The following is a 24583-nucleotide window of genomic DNA, read 5'->3' as shown; positions in this document are numbered from 1 at the left end:
CGTTCTATGAGATAGTGGCGCGATCGCGGTTGACCATAGCGTGGTTCTACCATAGGTAGGGTGTGGTGATCTGCGCAACAGAGTGGGGGTCGACATGGCCGGTGACACGTCGCCGGGACGCACACGGTTCGATCAGTGTCCAGGCGTGCTGTGCCCATGGCGGGCCGACCCCCCGTTCGTCGCGGCCCCCTGGCACGGCACCCTGATTCCAGACACCTCGGAGGCAACACCATGACCGGCCCGGAAATTCGCGAGATGACGCGTCCGACCAAGCGCTACGACTACATCGACGACGGTCCGGCGATCTACGTCGATTCGTTCGCCACCATCCGCCGCGAGGCCGACCTGTCCACGATTCCCGCCGACGCGGAGAAACTCGCGGTCCGGATGATCCACGGCACCGGCCAGACGGATCTGGTCAGAGACCTCGTCATTCATCCCGATCTGGTGGGTGCCGCGAGGAAAGCACTGAACGCGGGTGCGCCCATCCTCTGCGACGCACGCATGGTGGCCACCGGGATCACCGCCGGACGACTACCGGCCGACAACGACGTCCACTGCTACCTGCACGACGACCGGGTTCCGGCCCTGGCCCGCGACTGGGGCACCACCCGCACCGCGGCGGCCCTTTCCCTGTGGGAGCCGCTGCTGGACGGCGCGGTGGTGGCGATCGGCAATGCGCCGACCGCACTGTTCCACCTGCTGGAGATGCTCGTCGACGGCGCCCCGCGTCCCGCTGCGATCATCGGCTGCCCCGTCGGGTTCATCGGTGCCGCCGAATCGAAAGCCGCCCTGATCGCGTTCGCGAGCGATCACGGAATAGACATCCCCTACGTCACGATCCGCGGACGGCGCGGTGGTTCTGCCATCACCTCCTCGGCCCTCAACGCACTGGCTTCGGAGGCGGAATGATGCACGGCGCAGCACTCGGACGGTTCTACGGGGTCGGGCTGGGCCCCGGGGATCCGGAGCTGATCACGCTGAAGGCGGCCCGGATCATCCGTGAGGCCGACGTGGTCGCCTACCACGCCGGGGTCAACAAGCAGTCCTACGCGCGGACCATCGCCGCCGACCTCATCGCCGACGGCGTCCTCGAAGAAGAGCTGCGCTACCCGGTGACCACGGGCAGTACCGACCATCCAGGCGGGTACGCCGGCGCACTCGCCGATTTCTACGAGGAGTCGGCGGCCCGGATCTCGGCGCATCTCGATGCCGGCCGCACCGTGGCCCTGCTGGCCGAGGGCGACCCGCTCTTCTACGGCTCGTACATGTACATGCACGACCGCCTCAGCGATCGTTATCCGACGGAGGTCGTTCCGGGCCTGCCGGCCTTCGCCGCGGCCACCGCGGCCACCGCCGCACCGCTGGTCCGGCAGACCGACGTACTGACCGTACTGCCCGGAACGCTTCCGGAATCGGAACTGGCGCGCCGACTGGCCGACACCGACGGCGCCATCATCATGAAGCTGGGCCGGACCTTTCCCGCGGTGCGCCGGGCGCTTGCCGCGTCCGGCCGCCTCGGACACGCGCTCTACGTCGAGCGGGCGAGCCACCCCCGGCAGCGCTGGATGCCCGTCGCCGACGTCGACGAGACGTCGGTGCCCTACCTGTCGCTCATCGTGGTCAACGGCGACTCGCTGAACGGACTGCGCAGCCGTACACCCGTTGAGCGGCAGCAGATTCCGACTCCCGCGCCCGCCGCGAACACCGCCGAGGTCCTGGTGGTCGGGCTGGGGCCGGGGCCCGACGGGTGGCTCACGCCCGAGGCGGCGGCGGCACTCGCCGACGTCGAGCACGTCGTCGGGTACGGACCCTACGTCGCCCGCGTTCCGCAACGGGAAGGACTGCAGCGCCACGCGTCGGGCAACACCGTCGAGGTCGACCGCGCCCGCTTCGCCCTGGACCTCGCCGCGCGCGGCGAGCGGGTGGCCGTCGTCTCCGGCGGCGATGCCGGTGTATTCGGCATGGCCGCAGCGGTTTTCGAGGCCGCCGAGGATGACCGGTATGCCCACGTGCCGGTGCGGGTGCTGCCCGGGGTGTCGGCGGTGCAGGCCGTTGCCGCTCGCGCCGGCGCGCCCATCGGCGCCGACTTCGCCGTGGTCAGCCTCTCCGATCGGCTCAAGCCGTGGTCGGTGATCGAGACCCGGTTGCGGGCGATCGCCGAAGCCGACCTCGTGCTGGCCATCTACAACCCGGCGTCGCGGTCGCGGCCCGACCAGATTGCCGTCGCACGCAAGGTCCTCCTCGAACACCGTTGCGCCGACACCGTCGTCGTCGTCGGCCGGGACGTCGGCCGCGCCGAGGAATCGCTGCACGTCACCACACTGGGCGACCTCGACACCGACACCATCGACATGAAATGTCTGCTGCTCGTCGGCGCCACGGCGACCCGAGTCACGCCGACCGGGCGGGTCTGGACACCACGGTGGGTGCAGTGATGCCGACAGCGACCACCGTGCGGTTCGTCGGCGCCGGTCCGGGTGCCCCCGACCTTCTCACCCTGCGCGCGGCCCGGTTGCTCGGGGAGGCCGACGTGGTCCTCTTCCCGGGCACCTATCTGGACCCGGTCGTCCTGCAGAACTGTTCTCGGACAGCCGAATTGGTCGACACCCAGGATCTGGACCTGGACGCCATCGTCGCCCGCATCGTCACCGCCGCGCAGGCCGGTCTACAGGTGGTGCGTCTGGTGTCCGGCGATCCGACGATCTACAGCGCGGTGTCAGAGCAGGGCCGGCGCCTCGACGCCGCCGGGGTGCCCTGGTCGGTCACGCCGGGCGTGCCCGCGTATGCCGCCGCGGCCGCCCGGGTCGGCCGCGAGCTGACCGTCCCCCTGGTCGCCCAGTCGGTGGTGCTCACCAGAACGCAGCAGCGGTCCACGGTGATGCCGGAGACCGAATCGCTGTCCGCGTTCGCCGCCACGCGGGCGACCCTGGTGCTGCATCTGGCCATCACCCGCATCCGCACACTGATGGCCGAACTCATCCCGTCGTACGGGCCCGACTGCCCCGTCGTGGTCGTCTATCGCGCGTCGCAGCCGGCGGAACTGGTGCTGCGCGGCACCGTCGCCGACATCGCCGACCAGGTGGAGAAAGCCGAATTGCGCCAGGCCGCAGTCATTCTCGTCGGCCGCGCGCTGGCCGAGCGGCCCGATGACCAGGCCGGTGAGAGCTACCTCTACGACCCTGCGCGGGACCGGTCGGGCAACCTGGTCGGTGGTCGCGGATGAGTGTCAGCGCCGCTCCGGACCTGGCGGCCCTCTACGAAGTCATCTACCGGCGCCGCGACACCCGGCGCGAGTTCACCGGGGCCCCGGTCGCGCCCGACGTCCTCGAGCGGGTGCTCTCGGCCGCGCACGCCGCACCGTCGGTGGGGATGTCGCAGCCGTGGGATTTCATCCTGGTGCGGTCACCGGACACGCTGACCGCCTTCCGCGACCACGTCGCCGCCGAACGCGAGATCTTCGCCTCGACGTTGACCGGTGAGCGGGCAGACACCTTCTCCCGCATCAAGATCGAAGGGATCTGCGAGTCGGGGCTGGGCATCGTGGTGGGCTACGACCCGGCCCGGGGTGGCCGGCAGGTCCTCGGCCGCCACGCGATCGACGATGCCGGCCTGTACTCGGTCGTGTGCGCAATCCAGAACCTGTGGCTGGCCGCGACGGCGGAGGGACTCGGCGTCGGCTGGGTGTCGTTCTACCGCGAGGAGTTCCTGCGCTCGCTGCTGTGCATGCCCGACCATGTGCGACCGGTGGCCTGGCTGTGCGTCGGACACGTAGCTGGTCTGCCCGATATCCCCGACCTCGAGCACCACGGCTGGCGCGACCGCTGCCCGCTGCATACCGTGGTGCACGAGGAGCGCTACACCGCGCGCTGAAAGGCCGGCGACGATGACCTCACTCCCGGGTCCACGCCCATTGGGTGACCGCACGGCCCGGCGTCCAGCCGGTGAAGGACCCCACGGGTGCGGCGCGCTCCACATGCAGACGGGTGAGTTCGCCTCCGTGCCGGCGGTAGGCATCGGCCAGCAACACCTCGGTTTCGACGGTGACGCCGTGGGCGACGAGCCGGCCCCCCGGCCGCAGCGCCTGCAGGCACGCCTCGAGCACACCGGCGCGGGTGCCGCCACCGCCGATGAACACCGCGTCCGGCGCCGGCAGCCCGGTCAGCGCCTCGGGCGCGCGGGCGTGCACGACCCGCAGTGCCGGCACGCCCAAAGTCCTTGCGTTGCGGCCGATCCGATCGGCCCGCGCCGCGTCGGCCTCGACGGCCACGGTGCGGCACGTCGGGTGCGCGCGCATCCACTCGATGCCGACCGAACCGGCGCCCGCACCGATGTCCCAGAGCAACTGGCCCGGCGCGGGCATCAGGCGGGACAGCGCCGCGGCGCGCAGGTCCCGTTTCGTCAGCTGCCCATCATGTTCGAACGCGTCGTCGGGCAGACCGGTGGCCCATCCTGCCGTCAGTGGGCCGGCCAGCTCCAGCGCCACGATGTTCAATCGCGGTGCGTCACCGGCGAACTCCTCGGCCGTCGTGTCCACACGGGTCTCGGCCGGGCTGCCCAGATCGCCGAGCACCACCATGCGGCTGGCGCCGTAGCCGCGCGCCACCAGCAGCGCCGCCAGCTGTGCGGGTGTCGTCTCGTCGGAAGACAGCACCAGGACCCGGCGACCCGGCGCGAGCTCACGCAGCACCGCGTGGACGTCGCGTCCCACCACGCTGATCACGGCGGTCGACTCAGCCGACCACCCGAGCCGGGCACGGGCCAGCGCCACCGAGGACACCTGCGGGATCACGGTCACCCGGTCGGCGCCGAGGAGGTCGATCAGCGTGGTGCCGATGCCGCTGACCATGGGGTCCCCGGAGGCCAGCGCGACGACGCGGCGACCACGGCACTCCTCGAGCAGGGCGGGCAGTCCGTCCCGCAGCGGCGTCGGCCAGGGCACGCGGTTCTGCTCCGGAGCCGGTGGGAGCAAGTCGAGTTGGCGCGGCGCTCCGAGGACGATCTCGGCCTTCCGCACCACCGACCGGGCGTCCTCGGCGAGCCCGGTCCAGCCGTCCGCGCCGATTCCCACGACGGTCAGCCGCACCTCGTGGGGCGGATCCAGGTCGATGGTCCCGTCGCTGCTGACCTTCGACACGGCGGTGATGCTAGCGTGGCAGGCGCGAGGTGCCCCGCGTGCCCCCGCGTCGGAAACGGCACGGTCGGCTCCCGGGGAGAATCTGGGAAGTCCGGTGAGAGTCCGGCACAGGCCCGCTGCGGTGGTCCGAGCCCCTCCTGGCGCACAGGGGACGGGACTCGGCCAGTCCGAAGACCGGCCTCGCGTGTGCCGACGACGGTCCACGATCTCGAGCGGAGCCTCTGATGCTGAATCTGTACCCCTTCTGCGCGGTCCTCGGCGCCGACCCCGACGCGCCGGAAGGCCTCGACGACATGGCGCTCGCGCTGGTGCTGAGCGTCATCGCGCCCGGCATCGGCGGGGTGCTGGTGCGGGGCGAGAAAGGCACCGCGAAGTCGACGCTGGTGCGTGCGCTCACCGAGGTGCTTCCGCACATCCAGGTGATTTCCGGTGACCGGTTCTCCACCGATCCCGCTGAGCCGCAACCTCTTTCGCCGGACGGCCCGTTCGGAGCGGACGCCGCGGTGGAGACCCGCCCGGTGCGGCTGGTGGAACTGCCGGTCGGCGCGACCGAGGACCGGGTCGCCGGATCCATCCATCTGGAGCGGGCGCTCAGTGAGGGCACCGTGCATTTCGAGCCGGGGCTGCTGGCCAAGGCGCACCGCGGCATCTTGTACGTCGACGAGGTGAACCTGCTGCACGACCACCTGGTCGACCTGCTGCTCGACGCCGCGGCGATGGGTCGGCTGACCGTGGAGCGCGACGGCATCTCGGTGACTCACGCCGCCCGGTTCGTCATCGTCGGGACGATGAACCCCGAAGAAGGCGAACTGCGGCCGCAGCTGCTCGACCGCTTCGGTCTCACCGTCGAGGTCGCCGCCCCGCAGGACCCCGCACAACGCGCCGAGGTGGTCCGCCGCCGGCTCGAGTTCGACGCCGACCCGGAAGGTTTCCGCGCGCGGTACGCCGAGGCCGAGCAGCGCCTGCGCGTGCGGATCGAGACGGCGCAGGCCCGTCTGCCCGACGTCGAGCTGACCTCCGACGTGCTGCTGAAGATCGCCGAGATCTGTTCGGCGTTCGGCGTCGACGGCATGCGCGCCGACATCGTCACCGCCCGCACAGCGGCGGCTCACGCTGCGTGGCAGGGCCGGAACGACATCACCGCCGAAGACCTGCGGGTGGCCGCCCGGCTGGCGTTGCCGCACCGGCGCCGCCGCAATCCGTTCGATGCGCCGGGGCTGAGCGACGGCGAGCTCGACGATCTGCTGCCACCGGACACCGATGAGTCGCCAGGACCGGATCCCGACACCGATCCGGAAGGCCCCGATGGTGGCGGTGGCGGCGCCGACCGGCCCGACGGCGACGGCGCTCCGCCGCCGTCTCGCGGCGACGACACCGGCGGACAGGAAGACGGACAGAAAGGCGGGCAGGTGCCGGCCCCGGTCGGTGCGGGCGAGCCCTTCCAGGCCAGGCTGTTCACCGTCGACGGGGTGGGCGACGGTCAGGCCGGCCGCCGCAGCCGCGCCAGAACCTCGACGGGCCGACGCGTCGGCGCGACGCCGTCGGCGGCCGCGGGCACGGGCATCCACCTGGTGGAGACGGTCCGATCGGCCGCCCCGCATCAGCATGCGCGGGGGCGCAGCGGCGGACGCATCATTCTGGAGTCCGGCGACCTGCGCCGCGCGGTGCGGGAAGGCCGAGAGGCCAACCTCGTGCTCTTCGTCGTCGACACGTCCGGTTCGATGGCCGCCCGGGAGCGGATGCGGCAGGTGAAGACGGCGATCCTGTCCCTGCTGCTGGATGCGTACCGACGGCGCGACCGGGTCGGTGTGGTGACGTTCCGCGACCGGGGCGCCGACCTTGCACTGCCTCCGACGCGTTCTGTCGACATCGCCGCGCGGCGGCTGGACGACCTGCCGGCCGGCGGGCGCACTCCGTTGGCGGAGGGTCTGCTGGAGGCCGGCGAGGTGGTCCGGCGTGAACGTCTGCGGGATCCGGGGCGGCGGCCGCTGCTCGTCGTCGTCACCGACGGCCGCGCCACCGCCGGGCCCGACGCGGTGAACCGGTCCCGGCAGGCCGCCGCTCACCTGGCCCGCCAGGGCGTCGCCGCGGTCGTCGTCGACTGCGAGAACGGCCGGATGCGCATGGGTCTGGCGCACACGCTGGCCGGGTACCTGGCCGCCGACCACGTCCAACTGTCGCAGGTGAGCGCTCAGGCGCTGACCGACATCGTTCGTGACGTCACGCGAGAAGGAGCAGCCTGATGCCGCAGGGACAGCCCGCGACCATCCCCGACGACCGCCTCACCACCCGGCAACGGCGCAACCGGCCGCTGCTGATCGTTAACACCGGCGACGGCAAGGGGAAGTCGACCGCCGCGTTCGGGCTGGCGCTGCGCGGGTGGAACCAGGGCTTCCGCATCGGGGTGTTCCAGTTCGTGAAGTCCGCGAAATGGCGCATCGGCGAGCAGACCGTGCTGGAACGGCTCGGCGCCCTGCACGCCGAGACCGGCGAGGGTGGGCCCGTCGAGTGGCACAAGATGGGCTCGGGCTGGTCGTGGACCCGCAAGGCGGGCAGCGAGGCCGACCACGCCGCGGCGGCGGTCGAAGGGTGGGCCGAGATCAAGCGCCGGCTCAGCGCTGAGGCCCACGACCTGTATGTGCTCGACGAGTTCACCTATCCGATCAATTGGGGCTGGGTCGACATCGACGACGTCGTGGAGACGCTGGCGCACCGTCCCGGCCACCAGCACGTCGTGGTCACCGGCCGGCGGGCCCACCCGCAGCTGACCGAGATCGCCGATCTGGTCACCGAGATGGGGAAGGTCAAGCATCCGATGGACGCGGGCCAGAAGGGGCAGCGGGGCATCGAATGGTGACGACGCCGCTCCCCCGGATCGTCGTCGCCGCACCGGCGTCGGGGCACGGTAAGACCACCGTCGCCACCGGCTTGATGGCGGCATTGGCCGCCAGGGGAATGCAGGTGTCGGGTCACAAGGTCGGACCGGACTACATCGACCCGAGCTATCACGCGATGGCCACGGGCCGGCCGGGCCGCAACCTCGACCCGTTCATGGTGGGGGCGCAGCGGATCGTGCCGCTGCTGCTCCACGGGGCCGCGTCCGCAGACGTCGCGGTCATCGAGGGCGTGATGGGTCTCTTCGACGGCAGGCTCGGAACCGACGGCGAGTCCTCGACGGCACACGTCGCGGCGTTGACGTCGACTCCGGTGGTGCTCGTCGTGGACATCTCCCATGCGTCCCGCACGCACGCCGCGGTGGTCGCCGGCCTCGCCGGATTCGACCCGGCCGTGCGCATCGCCGGGGTGATCCTGAACAAGTGCCGCACCGACCGGCACGCCGACGAGGTCCGGGAGGCGTTGGGCCGCACCGGGATTCCGGTTCTCGGGGTACTTCCGCGCGACACCGGGGTGGAAACGCCGTCGCGGCACCTGGGGCTCATACCGGCCGGCGAGCGCGTGGAATCGGCGGCGACGCTCGACCGGTTGGCGCAGGTCATCTCCGCCCACGTGGACCTCGACGCCGTCCTAGCCATCGCCGCCACGGCACCGCCGCTGGACGGGTCGGCGTGGGACGCGGCCGCCGAAGTCGTGGCGCCTTCACCGGCCCGCCCCGTCGTCGCGATGGCAGGCGGGCGGGCTTTCACCTTCCGCTATGCGGAGGTCGAGGAGTTGCTGCGCGCGGCGGGCTGCAGCGTGGTGGACTTCGATCCGCTCACCGACGCGGCGCTTCCGCCCGGCACAGCGGGGATCTATCTCGGCGGCGGGTTCCCCGAGGTTCACGCAGCCGCGCTGGCCGGCAATGCGCCGCTGGTGGCCGAGTTGCGCGCGGCGATCGCCTCGGGTGTGCCGACGGTGGCCGAGTGCGCCGGTCTGGCGTATCTGTGCCGCACGCTCGACGACACCGCGGCCGTCGGCGCGGTCGACGCCGCGGCGGCGATGACCGCGAGGCTGACGCTCGGTTACCGAACGGCCGCCGCGCCCGCCGACTCGCTGCTGGGGCGCCGTGGCGAGGAGGTCACCGGCCACGAATTCCACCGCACCCGGGTGACGCCGCCTGCGGGCGGGATGGGTGGCGCCGACGACTACGCGCCGGCCTGGCTGCTGCCCGCCGCAGCGGACGGCTTCGCCGGGCCCGCCCTGCACGCGTCGTATCTGCACGTGCACTGGGCCGGTCACCCTCAGCTGGCTCAGCGCTTCGCCGATGCGGTGCACCGTCGGGCCGGCTCGGTGCACGCACCGGCGGATCTGCTGCGCCACCACGGCGACGCCGAAACCGGTCCCGATCTGCTCGACTTCGCGGTCAACGTGTACCCGGGTCCGCGGCCGGAGTGGCTGGATACCGCGCTGCGTGCCGCCCTCGACGACGCCGGCGCCTATCCCGACCCCACCGAGGCCCGCGCGGCGCTGGCCGCACGGCACGGGCGGCCCGCGCAGGAGGTGTTGCCGACCGCGGGGGCGGCGGAGGCGTTCCGCCTCGTCGCCGATCTGCGCCGCTGGCGACGCCCGGTGGTCGTGCACCCGCAGTTCACCGAGCCGCACAACGCGTTGACCGACGCCGGGCACATCGTCACCACGGTGTTGTGCCGTCCCGACGACGGCTTCCGCCTGCACCCCGAGGCGGTGCCCGACGACGCCGACCTCGTGGTCGTCGGCAATCCCACCAACCCGACCGGGGTGCTGCACCCCGCCGAGGCGATCCGCCGGCTGCTGCGTCCCGGCCGCGTCGTCCTCGTCGACGAGGCCTTTCTGGACGCGGTGCCCGGCGAACCCGAGACGCTGACCGGTGACCGATCGGCCGGGTTGCTGGTCATTCGGAGCCTGACCAAGCACTGGTCGATCCCTGGCATCCGGGCCGGCTACCTGCTCGGCGACCCCTCGCTGATCACGGAGGCGGCGCGCAGACAGACGCCCTGGGCGGTGTCCACCCCGGCACTGGCCGCGATGGTGGCGTGTTCCGGTGCGCCGGCCGGTGTTGAAAGCCACTGCCGGGCAACGGAGTTGGAGCAGTGGCGCGCGCATCTGACCGAAGGGCTGGGGAACCTGGGGGTTCGGTACGTCGCGGGCAGGGCACCGTTCGTACTGGCCCGCGTCGGCCGCGGAGTGCACGCTGCGCTGCGCGACCGCAAGATCGCGGTGCGCCGGGCCGACACCTTTCCCGGCCTCGACGACGGGTGGATCCGCATCGCGGTCCGCGCACCGGCGACCACGCAGCGGCTGCTCGACGAACTGGCCCGGCTACTGCCCCGACCCGGAGGGAAAGACCATGGCGACAAGCGAGTTCGGGTGCCGGGAGACGAACGTGCCGTCACCTCGTACTGACCTGGAGTCACTGCGGATACCGGTCCCGCCGCCCTCTGCGGCGGTCAGAGCCGCGGCCGCCGAGCGGCTGGCCGGCCTGGCGACTCCGCCGGGTGCGCTCGGCACCCTCGGTGAGCTCGCGGTGTGGATCGCATCGACCCAGGGCGCCGTGCCACCGATCGCGCTCGACAACGTGCGACTGGTGATCTTCGCGGGGGATCACGGCGTCGCCGGGCACGGCGTGTCGGCCTTCCCGTCGACGATCACCGGCGCGACCGTGCGCGCCGCTCTCAACGGCCAGCTGGGGGTCTGTGCGTTGGCGGACGCGCACGGCGTCAGCGTCAGAGTGCTCGACCTCGGCGTGGACGACGACTTCGACGATCTGCCGTCCGGCACCCGGGATGCCCTGCAGGCGTACAAGGTTCGCCGCTCCAGTGGCGCCATCCATCTGGAGGACGCGCTGACCGGTGCGCAGGTGCGCGCCGCGCTGGAGGCGGGCGCGGCGGTGGCCGAGCAGGAGATCGACGCGGGTGCGCAACTGCTCATCAGCGGCGACCTCGGCATCGGCAACACCACGAGCGCAGCGGCTTTGGTGGCCGCCGCCCTGGGGATGCCGGCGACCGAGGTGGTCGGCCGGGGCAGCGGGATCAGCGACGCCGGGCTGCAGCACAAGACGGCGGTCATCGACGCCGCGCTGGCCCGGACCGGCGCACGCAGCGAGGATCCGGTCGGCGCGCTGGCAGCATTGGGCAGCGCCGATCTCGCGGCGACCACGGGCTATCTGTTGACGGCCGCGCGGCGCGGTGTGCCGGCTCTGCTCGACGGCCTGATGGCGGTGGCGTGCGCGCTGACCGCGGACCGCATGGCTCCGGGTGCGGCGGCGTGGTTCGCCTCCGGGCACCGTTCCACCGAGCCCGCGCAGAGCCTGGCGCTGGACAAACTGGGCCTGGTGCCCGTCCTGGACTTGAGCATGCGCCTCGGCGAGGGCTCGGGAGCCGTTGCGGCCGTTCCGGTTCTGCGCAGCGCCGTGGCGATTCTCGCCCGCACCGCGTCGCTGCGCGACCTCCTTCCGCAGTGACGGATCGGCTCGCGGCGATGACAGTAGGTGACAGCTGGCGTCTGGCGGCCGGCACCCTGACCGTGCTTCCGGTGGGCGCTCCCAGCCGTGTCGACGCTCGTACCACCCGCGCGGCGATGATGCTGGCGCCGCTGGCCGTGGTGCCGCTCGGGATCGCCGTGGCCGCAGTGGGATTCGCGGGTCGGCTGCTCGGCCTGCCGGCACTGGTCGTCGGTCTGCTCACCGTGGGCGTGCTGGCGCTGGGCAGTCGGTGCCTTCACCTCGACGGGCTGTCGGACACGGTGGACGGCCTCACGGCGTCCTACGACCGGGCGCGCAGCCTCGAGGTGATGAAGAGCGGCACCGCGGGTCCGGCCGGCGTGGTCGCACTCGTCGTCGTGCTCGGCCTGCAAGCCGGCGCCCTGGCCGCGTTCGTGACCACACCGCTGGGGCCGATCCTGGCCGGCACCGCCGTGATCGTGTCGCGGGCCGCGCTGGTGCTGTGCTGCCTGCGTGGGGTGCCGTCGGCACGACCGGAAGGGTTGGGCGGGTCCTACAGCGGCAACGTGCCCCGCTCCGGTGCCGCGATCGTCTGGCTGCTCGCCGTCGTCGTGCTCGCCGCGGTAGCTGAACTCGCCGGTTTGCCGTGGTGGCGTGGCGCGTTGGCGGTCGTGGCGGCGCTGGTGGTCGTCGCGCTGCTGATCCGCCGGGTCCACCGCCGGCTGGGCGGGGTGACCGGCGACGTCTTCGGGGCCGCTGTGGAACTCGCGCTGACCGCCACGCTGGTGGCACTGACGTGATCGGGTCGGGGCACCGCTCCACCCGGGCATCCGGGTCCCGACCGTCGGCGGGTAGTCCGGGGGCGATGCAGGTGGCGCCACGCTTCTCACCTCGACATGCCAGGAGCCGTGACCGATGCATCCGATGACCGCGCGGGCTGCCGGCCTGCTGCTCGGACACGTCGCCGACCGTGTCTTCGGTGATCCGCGCCGCTTCCACCCCGTCGCCGGCTTCGGCCGCACCGCAGCGCTGGTGGAACGAAACTGGTACGCCGACAGCCGCACCCGCGGTGTCGGATATGTGCTGGCCCTCGTCGGCGGCGCGACGCTGGCCGCGGCGGGCGCGGAACGTCGCGCACGTCACCCGGTGGCCCGCACGCTGCTGACCGCGACGATCACCTGGGCTGTGCTCGGCGGGCGCTCGCTGGAACGCGAGGCGATGACCGTCCACCGCCTCCTCGAGCGTGGTGATCACGACGGCGCCAGAAGGCGATTGCGTCACCTCGTCGGCCGCGACACCACCACCCTGAGTCCGCCCGAGATCGCCCGCGCCGTCGTCGAATCGGTCGCCGAGAACACCAGCGACGCGGTCGTCGCGTCGTACTTCTGGGGGGCGGTGGCGGGCGTGCCCGGCCTGGTGGCCCACCGCGCGGCCAACACCCTCGACGCGATGGTCGGCCACCACAACCAGCGCTACGAGAATTTCGGTTGGGCGGCAGCGCGATTCGACGACCTCCTGGGCCTGCCCGGTGCGCGGGTGAGCGGAGCCCTCACCGTGGCCGCGGGGCCCGACCGGCGGGGTGCGCTGGCCGCGTGGACGCGTGACGCCCGCCGCCATCCCAGCCCGAACGCGGGCGTGGTCGAAGCCTGCTTTGCCGGCGCGCTCGGATTGCAGCTCGGCGGAACCAACACCTACTACGGCGACAGGCGCGAGCAGCGCGCGTTGATGGGCGACGGCAGACATCCGGTCCCCGCCGACATCCCCGAGACCGGGCGGCTCGCCCGGACCGTTGCCCGCGGCGCGGCGGTCACCGCGGCAGCGGTGTGCCTAGCCCGTGGTCGGCGAGCAGTCGGGTGAAAAGCACCCGGGGCCGACCGTCGATGACGTCCACGGTTGCCTCGACCTGGTAGACCTCGGCGATCACGTCGCGGGTCAGCACCGTCGCCGGCGGCCCGGCCACGTGGACGCGGCCGTGGTGGAGCACAACGAGTTCCTGACAGTAGGTGGCCGCCAGATTGAGGTCGTGCAGCGCCATCACGGTCGTGGTGTCGGTGGTCGCCACCAGCTCGAGCAGCTCGAGTTGATGCCGGATGTCGAGGTGGTTGGTCGGCTCGTCGAGCAGCAACTCTGTGGGCTCCTGCGCCAGTGCCCGCGCGATCTGCACGCGCTGACGCTCTCCGCCGGACAGTGTCGAGTATCGCCGGTCCAACAGGTGGGCGACTCCCGTTGTCTCGGCGGCGTTCTCGACGACCTGCCGGTCCCTGGCCGACATCGGAGACCACGGCCGACGATGCGGGAGGCGGCCCAGCTCCACGATCTCCCGCACGGTGGGTTCCTGGTCGGTCGTGGATTCCTGGTCCACCACCGCAAGTCGACGTGCCAGGCGCCGGCGGCTCATGGTCGACACGTCCACGTCATCCCACCGGACGACGCCGGACGACGCCGGGCGCAACCCCGCCAGCAACCGCAGCAGCGACGACTTCCCGGAGCCGTTGGGCCCCAGCAGACCCACGGTCGTCCCGGTCGCGACGGTGATGCTGACCCCGTCCACGATGAGTTTGTCGCGCGTCCGCCAGGTGACCCGTTCGGCTGCCAGACTCATGTCGCCCTCCCCCGCCGGAGCAGGATCACCACGAACGCCGGGACCCCGACAATCGCCGTCGCCACCCCCACCGGGAGTTCCTGCGGTTCGATGACCATCCGGGCCGCGGTGTCCACCCAGACCAGAAAGATCGCGCCCATCACCGTGGCCGTCGGGACGAGGACGCGGTGGCGGGTACCGACCAGGGCACGCGCCGCGTGCGGCAGCACCAGTCCGACGAAACCGATGGCGCCCGAACTGGACACGATCACGGCCGTGACCAGCGCGGTGACCGCCAACAACACCATGCGCACCCGCGCGATCGACACACCCAGCGCGGCAGCGGCGTCCTGCCCGAAGAGGAAGGCGTCGAGCGTGCCGGCGAGGGCCCAACACACCACGATGCCGAGCACGACCAGGACGCCGCACAACGCGACGTCCCGCCACGTCGCACTGCTGAGCGAACCCAGCAGCCAGAACAGCACCCCCCTGGTCTGCTCGGCGTCGGCCGAGGTGAAGACGATGAACGAGGTCAGCGCCGAGAACAGTTGGGTGGCAGCAACTCCCGCGAGGATCATGCGCTCGATTCCGCCGCCGGCGGCCACTGCCAGCAAGAGCACCAGGCCGAAGGCCGTCACCGCGCCGAAGAAGGCGCCGGCGGCCAGGCCGATCGCCCCTGCCCCGAGGCCGAGCACCACGATCGAGACTGCACCCGTCGAGGCGCCGGAGGCCACGCCCAGGATGAACGGATCAGCCAACGGATTGCGCAGCAGCGACTGCAGCACCACCCCGCACAGGGCCAGGCCGGCTCCGCAGACCGCGGCCAGCACCGCACGCGGCAATCGCAGATCCCAGAGGATGCTCTGCTGCAACAGCGACAACTGTGACGGTGGACCGCCGAGCCGTTGAAGGACTGCGTCGAAAGCGTCACGCGGGCCGACATCGGATGGCCCGATCGTGGTTGCGGTGGCGATCGACAGCAGCAGAATGATCAACCCGGCCGGCCACACCGCCACCGCGGCACGCTGATGTGTGCTCACCACCGGCTCAGTGGGCCAGTCCGTGCTCACGCAGTCCGGCGGCCACCTTCTCCATGGCATCGACGATGCGGATCGACGGGTTGAGTTCGGCTCCGGCCAAGGCGATGTAGCGCTTGTTCTTCACCGCGGCCATTTCCCGGGTGACCGGATTGGACTCCAGGAAGGCGATTTTGGCGGCCGCCGATTCGGCGGTCTGGCTCTTGCGGGTGAGGTCGCCGAGGATCAGGACGTCGGGATTTCGTTGGGCGACGGTCTCCCAACCGATCTGCGGCCAGTCCTGTGGCGAGTCGTCGAAGACGTTGGTCAAGCCGAGGGCGCGGGTGATCACGCCGGGCCCGCCACAGCAGCCCGCCATGTAGGGGGACTCGGAGTTGGCGAACCAGTACAGCACCGAGACGCCGCGCGGGCCCGCGGCGGTGACGGCGTCGAGACGGCGCTGCATGTCGGCGACGATCTGCTCTCCTTTGTCCTGCGCACCGACCAGCGTTGCCACATCACGAATCTCGTGGAGGACCTGCTCGAACTCCAACGTGGCGGTGCGGGCGCCGTCGGAGTTGCCGACCTCCTTGGTGCATTCGATCGCGGACATGTAGGAAGGCACCCCGAGACGCTCCAGTGCTTCAGGTGTCGTGACCCCGCCCGGTCCGAGCGTGCCCTGCAACGAGGCGGTGACCAGGTCGGGCTCTTTGGCGAGAACGGCTTCCAGTGAGGGCGCCTGGTCGGCCAGCCGTTCGACCTTCTGGTTGTCGGCCTCCAACGAGGGCAGCACGGGATCGGTCCAGCCGGCCGCGCCGACCATCCGGTCGGCGACGCCCAGGGACAGCAGCACCTCGGTGCTGCCCTGGTTGAGCGAGACGATGCGTTGCGGCGGTTGCGCAATGGTGACCTCGCGCCCGCAGTTCTGCAGAGTGATCGGGTAGCCGGCAAGGGTGGGAGCCGACGACGGTGGGGCCGCCGAGCCGCACCCGGACAGGGCCAAAGCCGCGACAAGAACCGGGACGGACAGCAGATGATGTGGACGCATGGCGATCCTTCGCTTCAGGGGTCCAGTCAGCGAGACCCGATGAGCCTGTCCGCGGCGGCGCCGCGGACGCCAGCAGGTATTCGGACTCGGGGGTCATCCTCGGCGGGCCGCCTTCCCAGAAGCACGGCTTCCAGTGGCACTCGAGTGGCCCGCCTCGTCATCCCCACACCGCTGCGCGTCAGTCCCGGAATCGCACCGGGTTCCCTACTCCACACGGAGGTGACTGGCCCGTCCAGGGTACCAATTCGTCGGGCTGCGTCGGCGCCGGTACCGAAACGTTTCCGAACGAGGGTTCTACGCAACAGGTTTCAGCACCGTAAGGTGGTCCGGACCCACGCGAGGGCGTCGTCGACGGCAGCGACGACGGGAACGTCGCCGGGCACCGCCGGGCGACGCACCACCACCACGGGCAAACCCAGCTGCTCGGCCGCCACCATCTTCGGCCAGGTGTGGTCGCCGCCGGAATCCTTGGTGACGAGCACATCGGCGGCGTGATCGCGAAGCACGGTCAGCTCACCGGGCAGGTCGTAGGGTCCTCGGCTGGTGACCACCCGCCATTTCGGCGGTAGGTCGACGTCGGGCACATCGACGACGCGGGCCAGCACGGCCAGGTCCCGCAGCGCCGGGATGAACTGGTGCAGTTGTTGTCGGCCGATGGTCAGAAACGGCCGGCGACCGAGTCGGGCCGCCGTGTCGGCGGCTTCCTCATGGGAGCCCACCCAGTGCCAGGACGGCCTGCTTCGGTCCGTCCATCCGGGACGTTCGAGCCGCAGCAACGGTCGCCGGGTCGATCCTGTCGTGCACGCCGCGACGGCATTGGCCGTTATCGTGGCGGCGAACGGGTGGGTGGCGTCGACGACCGCGTCGTAATCGCTCAGTGCCGCGCGCAGACCCTCGACCCCGCCGAACCCGCCGATACGCACCGGTCCCACCGGCAGTTTGGGCTTGGCGACCCGGCCGGCCAGCGAACTGGTGACGTCGACGCCGTCGTCGACCAGTCGCGCCGCGAGCGCGCGTGCTTCCGCCGTCCCCCCGAGAACCAGCACACGCGTCGGCATCAGGGCGCTCCCGGCGGCAGGAAGGGCAGCCCGGCGGGCGGCCCCTGGCGCATCAAAGTCAGCATCGAATCGACATCGAGGTGCCGTTCCACCAGATCTCCCAACAGGTCGAGTCGCCGCTCGCGGGCGGCGGGGAAGCTGACGCCGGAAGCAGCCAGCCCGAGGGTCTGCTGCAGGAACGCCGACCGGAGCGCATCGCCTTCGAGCGAACCGTGCCACATGGTGCCGTAGACCTGTCCGGCACGCGCACCGCCCAGGAACTCGGTGGTGTCCGGTCCACGGGTGATACGTCCGTGGTGGATTTCGTATCCCGAAGCCGGCACACCCAGCCCGGTACCCTCCGGCAGCCGCAACACCTTGGTGGCCCCGAATGTGGTTTCGACATCGAGCAGTCCCAGGCCGGGCACCTCGGTGACCGGTCCCTCCACGCCGTCCAGGTCACGAATGACGCGGCCGAGCATCTGGAAGCCGCCACAGATGCCGAGCAGTGGCTTGCCCGCGGCCGCATGAGCCATCAGCGCGCGGTCCAGTCCGCGGGACCGCAACCATTGCAGGTCCGCAATCGTGGCCCGGGTGCCGGGCAGCACCACCAGGTCCGCGTCCCCCAGCGCGCGGGGATCGGAGACGAACACGACGTCGAGGTCGGGCTCCAGGCCCAGAGCGTCGACGTCGGTGAAGTTGCTGACGCGCGGCAGGCGGATGACCGCAACACGGTGTGCGCCATCGCCTTTGGCTCGGCGACCCTGCAGGTCGAGCGCATCCTCGGAGTCGAGCCACACGTCGGAGTGCCAGGGCAGTGTCCCGTAGATCCGCCGACCGGTGACGCGCTCCAGATCCCGCAGACCCGGCGCCAGCAGACCGGGGTCGCCGCGGAACTTGTTGACGATGAAGCCTGCCAGCAGCGCCTGGTCCTCCGGCGACAGCAACGCCACGGTCCCGAGGAACGCCGCGAACACGCCTCCGCGATCGATGTCGCCGACCACGACGGTCGGCAGGCCGGCGTGGCGCGCCAACCCCATGTTGACGTAATCGCCTGCGCGCAGGTTGATCTCGGTGGGGCTGCCGGCACCCTCGGCCACCACGACGTCGAACCGGGATGCGAGGTCGTCGAACGCAGCGTGTGCTGCCGCCGCCAGCTCGCGCCGTCCCTCCAACCAGTCCGACGACGACACCGCGCCCCAGGGCCGGCCCATGAGCACGACGTGACTGCGGTGATCGCTGCCCGGCTTGAGCAGGACGGGGTTCATCGCCGGCTCCGGGTGGGCTTTGGCGGCCATGGCCTGCACCCATTGGGCACGACCGATTTCCACTCCGGCACCACCGGTTTCGGCGCATACCATCGAATTGTTCGACATGTTCTGCGCTTTGAACGGGGCGACCTTGACACCCCGGCGCGACAACGCTCGGCACAGGCCGGTGGTCACCACGCTTTTACCGGCGTCGCTGGTGGTGCCGGCCACCAGGAGGCCCGGCATCAGTTCTTCCTGACCAGGAACAGGTCCATCACCCAGCCGGCTTCCTCCTTGGCGGCCGCCCGTGCCGCGACCACGTCGGGCAGCACCTCCGCGAGGCGACCATGGACGAGGCGTTCTCCGGGGGCACCGAGATTGGCGCCCCACCACATCGTCCAGTCGTCGAGACCGGTCAGGTCGAGCCGTTCCGGCGGCGGATTGAGCATGGCCACGATGTTGTCCATGCCGGCGGCCACGGCTTCCTGCACCCGGCGGCCGGTGGTGATGTGCACCGCACGGCCGACTTCGTGCAGCACGATTCGGTGGCGCGCAGCGAGCAGCTGCGGCGCGCTGATCCCGGGAAGCACGTCGTAGTCCACCGCCACACCGAGCTGACGGACCTTCTCCACAACCCGGATGGTCGAGTCGTACAGGGAGGGGTCACCCCACACCAGGAACGCCGCCGTGCCGCCACGCTCCTTCAGGACGGCGGCGTAGCGCGCCGCGCGGGCATCGTGCCAATCCGCTACGGCGCCTTGGTAGTCCGATGCAGTGAGGCTTTCCGACCGGTCGCGCTCCGGGTCGGCGACCGACACGATCTCCACCGGTCCGTCCGGTCCGGCGTGTGCGCTGACGATTGCCCGCCGCAACGCGAGGAGACCGTCGTCGTGGTCCTCGCCGCCCTTGTCCGCGGCCAGTATGTAGTCGGCGCCGCGAAGCGCCTCGGCCACCTCGGGTGTGACGTGCCGGGGGCCCATCCCGACGCCGAGAATGCGGACCCTGACAGGGGCTGCCATGTCAGCGATCCTCCAGATCGCCTTCGACCTCGAGGTAGGCCTGCTGTAGCGCTTGGAGTGTCTCCGGTGACGGCTCGGCCCACAGGCCGCGGTCGGCGGCCTCCTGGAGCCGCTCGACGATGCCGTGCAGCGCCCAAGGATTGGAGGTGTCGAGGAACTCTCGCGTTGTGGGATCGAGCACGTATTCCTGCGCGAGCTTCTCGTACATCCAGTCGTGCACCACTCCGGCGGTGGCGTCGAAACCGAAGAGGTAGTCGACGGTGGCCGCGAGTTCGAATGCACCCTTGTAGCCGTGTCTGCGCATCGCCGATATCCAGCGGGGATTGACGACGCGGGCGCGGAACACCCGGGCGGTCTCCTCGGCCAGAGTTCGGGTGCGCACCGCATCGGGAGTGGTCGAATCCCCCACGTACGCCCGGGGATCCGAGCCGGTGAGCGCGCGCACCGTGGCGATCATGCCGCCGTGGTACTGGAAATAGTCGTCGCTGTCGGCGATGTCGTGCTCGCGGGTGTCGATGTTCTTGGCCGCCACCTTGATACGCGCATAGTTGGTGCGCATGTCCTCGGTGGCTGCCACGCCGTCCAACCCGCGGCCGTAGGCGAATCCGCCCCAAGCGGTGTAGACCTCGGCCAGGTCCTTGTCGTCGCGCCAGGTGCCGGCCTCCACCACCTGCAGGATGCCCGCCCCGTAGGAGCCCGGTTTGGAGCCGAACACCCGTGTCGTGGCTCGGCGGTGGTCGCCGTGGGCCGCAAGGTCGGCCCGGGCGTGCGCGGCCACGAAGTTGGCGTCGTCGGGTTCGTCGAGTGCGGCCACCATCTGTACGGCGTCGTCGAGCATCGCCACGACGTGTGGGAACGCGTCGCGGAAGAAACCGGAGATGCGCACCGTGACGTCGATGCGCGGCCGGCCGAGCTCCTCGAGCGAGATGACCTGCAGCCGGGCCACCCGCCGCGACGCCTCATCCCATTCGGGCCGCACCCCCAGCAGGGCGAGCACCTCGGCGATGTCATCACCCGAGGTGCGCATCGCGCTGGTCCCCCACACCGACAGACCCACCGACTCGGGGTAGGTGCCCGTGTCGTCGAGATACCGTTGGACCAGTGACTCGGCCATCGCCTGGCCGGTCTGCCACGCCAGCCGCGACGGCACGGCCCTCGGGTCGACGGTGTAGAAGTTGCGTCCCGTCGGCAACACGTTGACCAGCCCGCGCAGCGGTGAACCGGACGGCCCGGGACGCACGAACCCGCCGTCGAGGGCGTGCAGCACCGCGTCGAGTTCGCCGGCGGTGCCCGCCAACCGCGGCACCACCTCGGTGGCCGCGAACTGCAGCACCTTCCGCACCTCGGGATCGTCGTGCAGGCTGTCCACGATCGCGGCGTCCCAGCCGGCGGACTCCATCGCCTCGACCAGTGCCCGGGCGCGGGTCTCGATCTCGTCTACAGCTGTGGTCTCGGCGCCCTCCTTCAATCCGAGCGCCGCGCGCAGGCCGGGGACGGCGTGGTCCTGACCGCCCCAGACCTGGGCGGCCCGCAGGATCGCGAGCACCAGGTTGACGCGTGCCGCACCGTCGGGTGCGGCGCCGAGCACGTGCAGACCGTCCCGGATCTGGGCGTCCTTGATCTCACACAGCCAGCCGTCGACGTGGAGCAGGAAGTCGTCGAATTCCTCGTCGTCGGGGCGGTCTTCCAGACCCAGGTCGCGGTGCATCTCCGCGGCGCGCATCAGGTTCCAGATCTCGCCGCGGATCGCCGGCAGCTTCGCCGGGTCCATCGACGCGATGTTGCCGTACTCGTCGAGGAGTTGTTCGAGCCGCGCGATGTCGCCGTAGCTCTCCGCGCGGGCCATGGGCGGGATGAGGTGGTCGACGATCGTCGCGTGCGCCCGCCGCTTGGCCTGTGCTCCCTCGCCCGGGTCGTTGACCAGGAACGGGTAGACCAGCGGCAGCGCACCGATGGTCGCGTCGGTGGCGCATGCCGCCGACAGCGCGGCGTTCTTTCCCGGCAGCCACTCCATCGATCCGTGCTTGCCCAGGTGCACGACGGCGTGGGCACCGAAGCCGTGCTCCAGCCAGCGGTACGCCGCGAGGTAGTGGTGGCTGGGCGGCAGGTCCGGGTCGTGGTAGATGGCCACCGGGTTCTCACCGAAACCGCGTGGCGGCTGGATCATCAGCACGAGGTTGCCCGACCGCAGGGCGGCCAGCACGATCTCGCCGGCGTCGTTGACGAACAGCCGGCCGGGGGCCGCGCCCCACGCCTCGGTCATCGCCTCGCGCAGACTCGCGGGCAGGTCGGCGGTCCAGGCCTCGTACTGCTCGGCGCTGACCGTCACATGGGCATCGGTCAGCTGGGCGGAGGTCAGCCAGGCCTCGTCCTGGCCGCCCGCCTCGATCAGCGTGTGGATCAGTCGGTCGCCGGCTTCGGTCTCGTCTTCGAGGTCCAGCACACCGAAGCCGTCACCGACGTCGTAACCCTCGGCCCGCAGGCGTCGCAGCAACCGCACCGCCGAGGCCGGGGTGTCCAGGCCGACGGCGTTGCCGACGCGAGAATGTTTGGTCGGGTAGGCCGAGAGGACCAACGCGAGCTTCTTGTCGGCGTTGGGCAGGCGGCGCAGCCGGGCGTGGTTGACCGCGATGGCGGCCACCCGGGCGCAACGTTCGCGATCGGCCACGTAGTGCGGGAGGCCGTCGTCGTCGATCTCCTTGAACGAGAACGGCGCGGTGATGATGCGCCCGTCGAATTCCGGAATCGCGATCTGCGTGGCGGAGTCCAGCGGCGTCACGCCGTCGTCGTTGGCCTCCCACTCTTGCCGAGAAGACGTCAGACACAGGCCCTGCAGTGTCGGGATGTCAAGGGCCGCAATCCGTTCGATATCCCATGAGCCCTCGTCGCCCCCGGCGCCTGCTGCGCTGGGCTTCGAGCCACCGGCGGCCAGGACGCTGACCACCATGGCATCGAGTGTGCCCATCGCGTCGAACAGTTCTTCCGGTGCGCTGCGCAGCGACGAGACGAAGATCGGCACACCGACGGCTTCCCCGGTCGCATCCACGGCGTCGGCGAGTGCGTGCGCGAAGCCGGCGTTGCCGCTGACCTCGTGGGCCCGGTAGTACAGGATCCCCACCCGCGCCCTGTCCGCGGCGCCGGCCGGCTCGTCGCGTTCGGCGTAGCCCCACTCGGGGATCGTGGCCGGCTCCTCGAAGCCCTCACCGGTCAGCAGCACCGTGTCGCACAAGAATGCGTGCAACTGGGCGAGGTTCGCCGGCCCGCCTTCGGCCAGGTAGGCGTGCGCTTGGGCGGCCAAGCCGATCGGCACCGTCGAGCGCTCCATCAGCTCCGGGCTAGGCTGGCGTTCCCCTCCGAGCACCACCAACGGTGTGCCGGTTCCGCGCAGGAACGTCAGCTCCGTCTCGATCTCCGCGGCCGATCCGAGGACACGGAGAACGACGACGTCGACACCGTCGACGAGCGGTTCGAGCTCCTGGCGCGCCGGGTTCCCGAGCCGGTAAGCGGCCCCGCTGGCTCGCGCCGAAAGGAGGTCGGTGTCGGACGTGGAGAGTAACGCGATGCGGCGTTGGGCAGCGGTGCTCATGCAAGGCTCCTACTCGGGGTTCTCGCCCCTAGGTCGGGATGCCTCGTGGCCAGTATCTGGCTAGAGGCCGCATCCGCGACCTTCACAGTGGCGGAACCGCCCCGGACTCGCACCGGGTTCCTTCGCCACGAGACGTACCCGGGCCATAGTAGTCAGTTGCTCGGAGGTCTGGACAAGGAGTCCGGGTCGCCCACCGGTGGGCCGGTGCCGGTTCCGGCGTTTGACGCTTCAGCGGCGCTCAGCGTCGCACGAAGTGCGCGCACCGCAGGAGCCACCGACGGCGCCAGCAGGGCGGACATGGTTTCCGGGTAGCGGATCGTGACGACGGCGGACTCGGCGAACTGATAGGGCCGACCGACCACGATCCCCGAGAATTGCTTTCTGAGCCGTGACATTTCGACTCGAACAGCTCCGACGCGTGTGGGGTCTCCGTAGAGGTCCGCGGCGAGCTCGGGCGCGGAGCGACCCTCGGCGCTGTGGGCCAGAATGAGCAGGATTTCTGCGTGCCGCAGGGAGATCTCGTGACGCCAGTGACCGAACCGGCCCTCCATCTCCAGCGTCTGAGACGCACTGTCGTGCAGATCCAACGTCACCCGGGTCGCTGCTGGTTCAGCGTCGCTTTCGACGAGCCGCACCAACCACCCGCCGGGTAGCGTCTCCACCTCACAACCGCCGAGTGAAGGTACCCATACGTGACCGGGCGCGACATCCGGTGGCAGCATTATCCGCCTCCGCACAGTCAGCGAGTCGACGGCGGCCACCCAGCCGTCACGGTCCACCGCCACGGCCGGCGACCCGACTCTCGCCAGTATCGGGGCAGCCACCGAGCGTAGCCGATTCAGCGAGAGTTCGTGCTGCGCACGCAGTTTCGATTCAGCCAGCCGGGCCACGGTGTCGATGAGAGCAACCGTGACCGGATGTACGGTCTCCGCCGGTCCCGTCACGTCGACCACACCGATCACCCGACCTGTGCGGGGACTACGGATCGGGGCGCCCGCGCACGTCCACGGGTGCTGGCTGCGGTTGTAATGCTCGGCGCTGAAGGTCTGGACAGCGCGCTGTGATACCAGAGCGGTGCCGAGGGCGTTCGTCCCCACCGTCGCCTCGGACCACTGAGCTCCTTCGACGAATCCGAGCTTGTCCGCGTTCGCCAACACCCGCGGCGAGCCCGATCGCCACAGGACACGGCACTCGGCATCGGCGACTGCGACGATGCTGTCGGTTGCGGACGTCAGTGGGGCGAGGCCGCGCGTCAACTCCCCCACCACCGAAGCCAGGCCCGACTCGGACCGCAGGACCTCGACCGTGTCCGACGGGATCACGGGCGGAGGTCGACGGTCGGGTCTCAACCCTCTGGCCATGAGCCGCTGCCACGATTCCCAGATCACGCGGCGGGGACGAGCCGGGGCTTGCTCGCCCGCCATCGTGGCCTCGTAGACAGCTGCCATCAGGCGCGCATAGTCGCGCGGATCTTGCCCGGGCCCGATTGCGGGCTCAGGCAGAGCAGTGCTGTACATCACTCTCATCATGCCCTACCTTGCTGCGGTCCTACCA

Annotated in this window: 19 protein-coding genes and 3 riboswitches; of the genes, 10 read left to right on the top strand and 9 right to left on the bottom strand. The window is 70.9% G+C overall.

What is annotated here, in order from left to right; genetic code table 11:
* Positions 1–231: 231 nt before the first annotated feature.
* From ACQI46_RS19055 to bluB, 4 genes are read left to right on the top strand one after another with little or no spacing between them, the layout of a single operon-like run.
* Positions 232–912 (top strand): precorrin-8X methylmutase, encoded by a 681-nt coding sequence (locus ACQI46_RS19055; protein WP_427095600.1) that lies wholly within the window; start codon positions 232–234, stop codon positions 910–912.
* On the top strand, positions 912–2438 hold the full coding sequence (locus ACQI46_RS19050) for a precorrin-2 C(20)-methyltransferase (RefSeq protein WP_427095792.1): 1527 nt from the start codon (positions 912–914) through the stop codon (positions 2436–2438). The genes ACQI46_RS19055 and ACQI46_RS19050 overlap by 1 nt, the downstream gene beginning before the upstream one ends.
* Positions 2438–3226: a cobalt-precorrin-4/precorrin-4 C(11)-methyltransferase gene (locus tag ACQI46_RS19045; protein ID WP_427095599.1), complete on the top strand. Its 789-nt coding sequence runs from the start codon at positions 2438–2440 to the stop codon at positions 3224–3226. Before ACQI46_RS19050 ends, ACQI46_RS19045 begins: the two co-directional genes overlap by 1 nt.
* Entirely contained in the window at positions 3223–3873 is a 651-nt protein-coding gene (gene bluB, locus ACQI46_RS19040; RefSeq protein WP_427095598.1) for a 5,6-dimethylbenzimidazole synthase, read from the top strand. The genes ACQI46_RS19045 and bluB overlap by 4 nt, the downstream gene beginning before the upstream one ends.
* Before the next feature lie 19 nt (positions 3874–3892).
* Here the strand turns inward: bluB and cbiE are convergent, their stop codons facing one another.
* Positions 3893–5137, bottom strand: a complete 1245-nt coding sequence (gene cbiE / locus ACQI46_RS19035; protein WP_427095597.1) for a precorrin-6y C5,15-methyltransferase (decarboxylating) subunit CbiE — start codon at positions 5135–5137, stop codon at positions 3893–3895.
* A 48-nt stretch (positions 5138–5185) separates the two neighbouring features.
* A riboswitch (cobalamin riboswitch) is annotated at positions 5186–5334 on the top strand.
* A gap of 27 nt (positions 5335–5361) precedes the next feature.
* On the opposite strand from cbiE, the gene ACQI46_RS19030 reads away from it, so the two are divergent.
* The 6 genes from ACQI46_RS19030 to cbiB all read left to right on the top strand — a co-directional run bounded on the left by ACQI46_RS19030 (position 5362) and on the right by cbiB (position 13349).
* The gene (locus ACQI46_RS19030; protein ID WP_427095596.1) at positions 5362–7380 is read left to right on the top strand and encodes a magnesium chelatase subunit D family protein; all 2019 of its coding nucleotides are present in this window, start codon (positions 5362–5364) and stop codon (positions 7378–7380) included.
* Complete coding sequence (gene cobO, locus ACQI46_RS19025; protein ID WP_427095595.1) at positions 7380–7994, top strand: cob(I)yrinic acid a,c-diamide adenosyltransferase; 615 nt, start codon at positions 7380–7382, stop codon at positions 7992–7994. Before ACQI46_RS19030 ends, cobO begins: the two co-directional genes overlap by 1 nt.
* Positions 7988–10456: a cobyrinate a,c-diamide synthase gene (locus tag ACQI46_RS19020; RefSeq protein ID WP_427095594.1), complete on the top strand. Its 2469-nt coding sequence runs from the start codon at positions 7988–7990 to the stop codon at positions 10454–10456. Before cobO ends, ACQI46_RS19020 begins: the two co-directional genes overlap by 7 nt.
* Positions 10401–11513, top strand: coding sequence for a nicotinate-nucleotide--dimethylbenzimidazole phosphoribosyltransferase (cobT, locus tag ACQI46_RS19015; RefSeq protein ID WP_427095593.1), 1113 nt, complete (start codon positions 10401–10403; stop codon positions 11511–11513). Before ACQI46_RS19020 ends, cobT begins: the two co-directional genes overlap by 56 nt.
* 17 nt (positions 11514–11530) lie before the next feature.
* Complete coding sequence (locus tag ACQI46_RS19010; protein WP_427095592.1) at positions 11531–12292, top strand: adenosylcobinamide-GDP ribazoletransferase; 762 nt, start codon at positions 11531–11533, stop codon at positions 12290–12292.
* Between the two features lie 115 nt (positions 12293–12407).
* The gene (gene cbiB / locus ACQI46_RS19005) at positions 12408–13349 is read left to right on the top strand and encodes an adenosylcobinamide-phosphate synthase CbiB (RefSeq protein ID WP_427095591.1); all 942 of its coding nucleotides are present in this window, start codon (positions 12408–12410) and stop codon (positions 13347–13349) included.
* Here cbiB and ACQI46_RS19000 read toward each other — a convergent pair.
* The 8 genes from ACQI46_RS19000 to ACQI46_RS18965 all read right to left on the bottom strand — a co-directional run bounded on the left by ACQI46_RS19000 (position 13300) and on the right by ACQI46_RS18965 (position 24546).
* Complete coding sequence (locus ACQI46_RS19000) at positions 13300–14094, bottom strand: ABC transporter ATP-binding protein (RefSeq protein WP_427095590.1); 795 nt, start codon at positions 14092–14094, stop codon at positions 13300–13302. The genes cbiB and ACQI46_RS19000 overlap by 50 nt on opposite strands.
* The gene (locus ACQI46_RS18995; RefSeq protein WP_427095791.1) at positions 14091–15113 is read right to left on the bottom strand and encodes a FecCD family ABC transporter permease; all 1023 of its coding nucleotides are present in this window, start codon (positions 15111–15113) and stop codon (positions 14091–14093) included. The genes ACQI46_RS19000 and ACQI46_RS18995 overlap by 4 nt, the downstream gene beginning before the upstream one ends.
* Before the next feature lie 7 nt (positions 15114–15120).
* A complete protein-coding gene (locus ACQI46_RS18990; RefSeq protein ID WP_427095589.1) occupies positions 15121–16137 on the bottom strand; it encodes an ABC transporter substrate-binding protein in 1017 nt (338 codons plus the stop codon).
* Positions 16138–16191: 54 nt separating this feature from the next.
* Positions 16192–16380: riboswitch (cobalamin riboswitch) on the bottom strand.
* A gap of 65 nt (positions 16381–16445) precedes the next feature.
* Positions 16446–17195, bottom strand: a complete 750-nt coding sequence (locus ACQI46_RS18985) for a cobalt-precorrin-6A reductase (RefSeq protein WP_427095588.1) — start codon at positions 17193–17195, stop codon at positions 16446–16448.
* The gene (locus tag ACQI46_RS18980; RefSeq protein WP_427095587.1) at positions 17195–18670 is read right to left on the bottom strand and encodes a cobyric acid synthase; all 1476 of its coding nucleotides are present in this window, start codon (positions 18668–18670) and stop codon (positions 17195–17197) included. The genes ACQI46_RS18985 and ACQI46_RS18980 overlap by 1 nt, the downstream gene beginning before the upstream one ends.
* Positions 18670–19443, bottom strand: a complete 774-nt coding sequence (gene cobF, locus ACQI46_RS18975) for a precorrin-6A synthase (deacetylating) (protein WP_427095586.1) — start codon at positions 19441–19443, stop codon at positions 18670–18672. Before cobF ends, ACQI46_RS18980 begins: the two co-directional genes overlap by 1 nt.
* A 1-nt stretch (position 19444) precedes the next feature.
* Positions 19445–23029 carry a cobaltochelatase subunit CobN gene (gene cobN, locus ACQI46_RS18970; protein ID WP_427095585.1) on the bottom strand — a complete coding sequence of 1195 codons (3585 nt, stop codon included), beginning with the start codon at positions 23027–23029 and terminating at the stop codon, positions 19445–19447.
* Positions 23030–23059: 30 nt separating this feature from the next.
* Positions 23060–23185: riboswitch (cobalamin riboswitch) on the bottom strand.
* Complete coding sequence (locus ACQI46_RS18965; RefSeq protein ID WP_427095790.1) at positions 23182–24546, bottom strand: GAF domain-containing protein; 1365 nt, start codon at positions 24544–24546, stop codon at positions 23182–23184. (Overlaps the previous riboswitch by 4 nt.)
* Positions 24547–24583 lie beyond the last annotated feature (37 nt).

The sequence above is a fragment of the Mycobacterium sp. SMC-4 genome (assembly GCF_050205565.1).
In the GTDB taxonomy this organism is placed as follows: domain Bacteria; phylum Actinomycetota; class Actinomycetes; order Mycobacteriales; family Mycobacteriaceae; genus Mycobacterium.
This window is presented reverse-complemented; position numbering and strand designations above follow the sequence as displayed.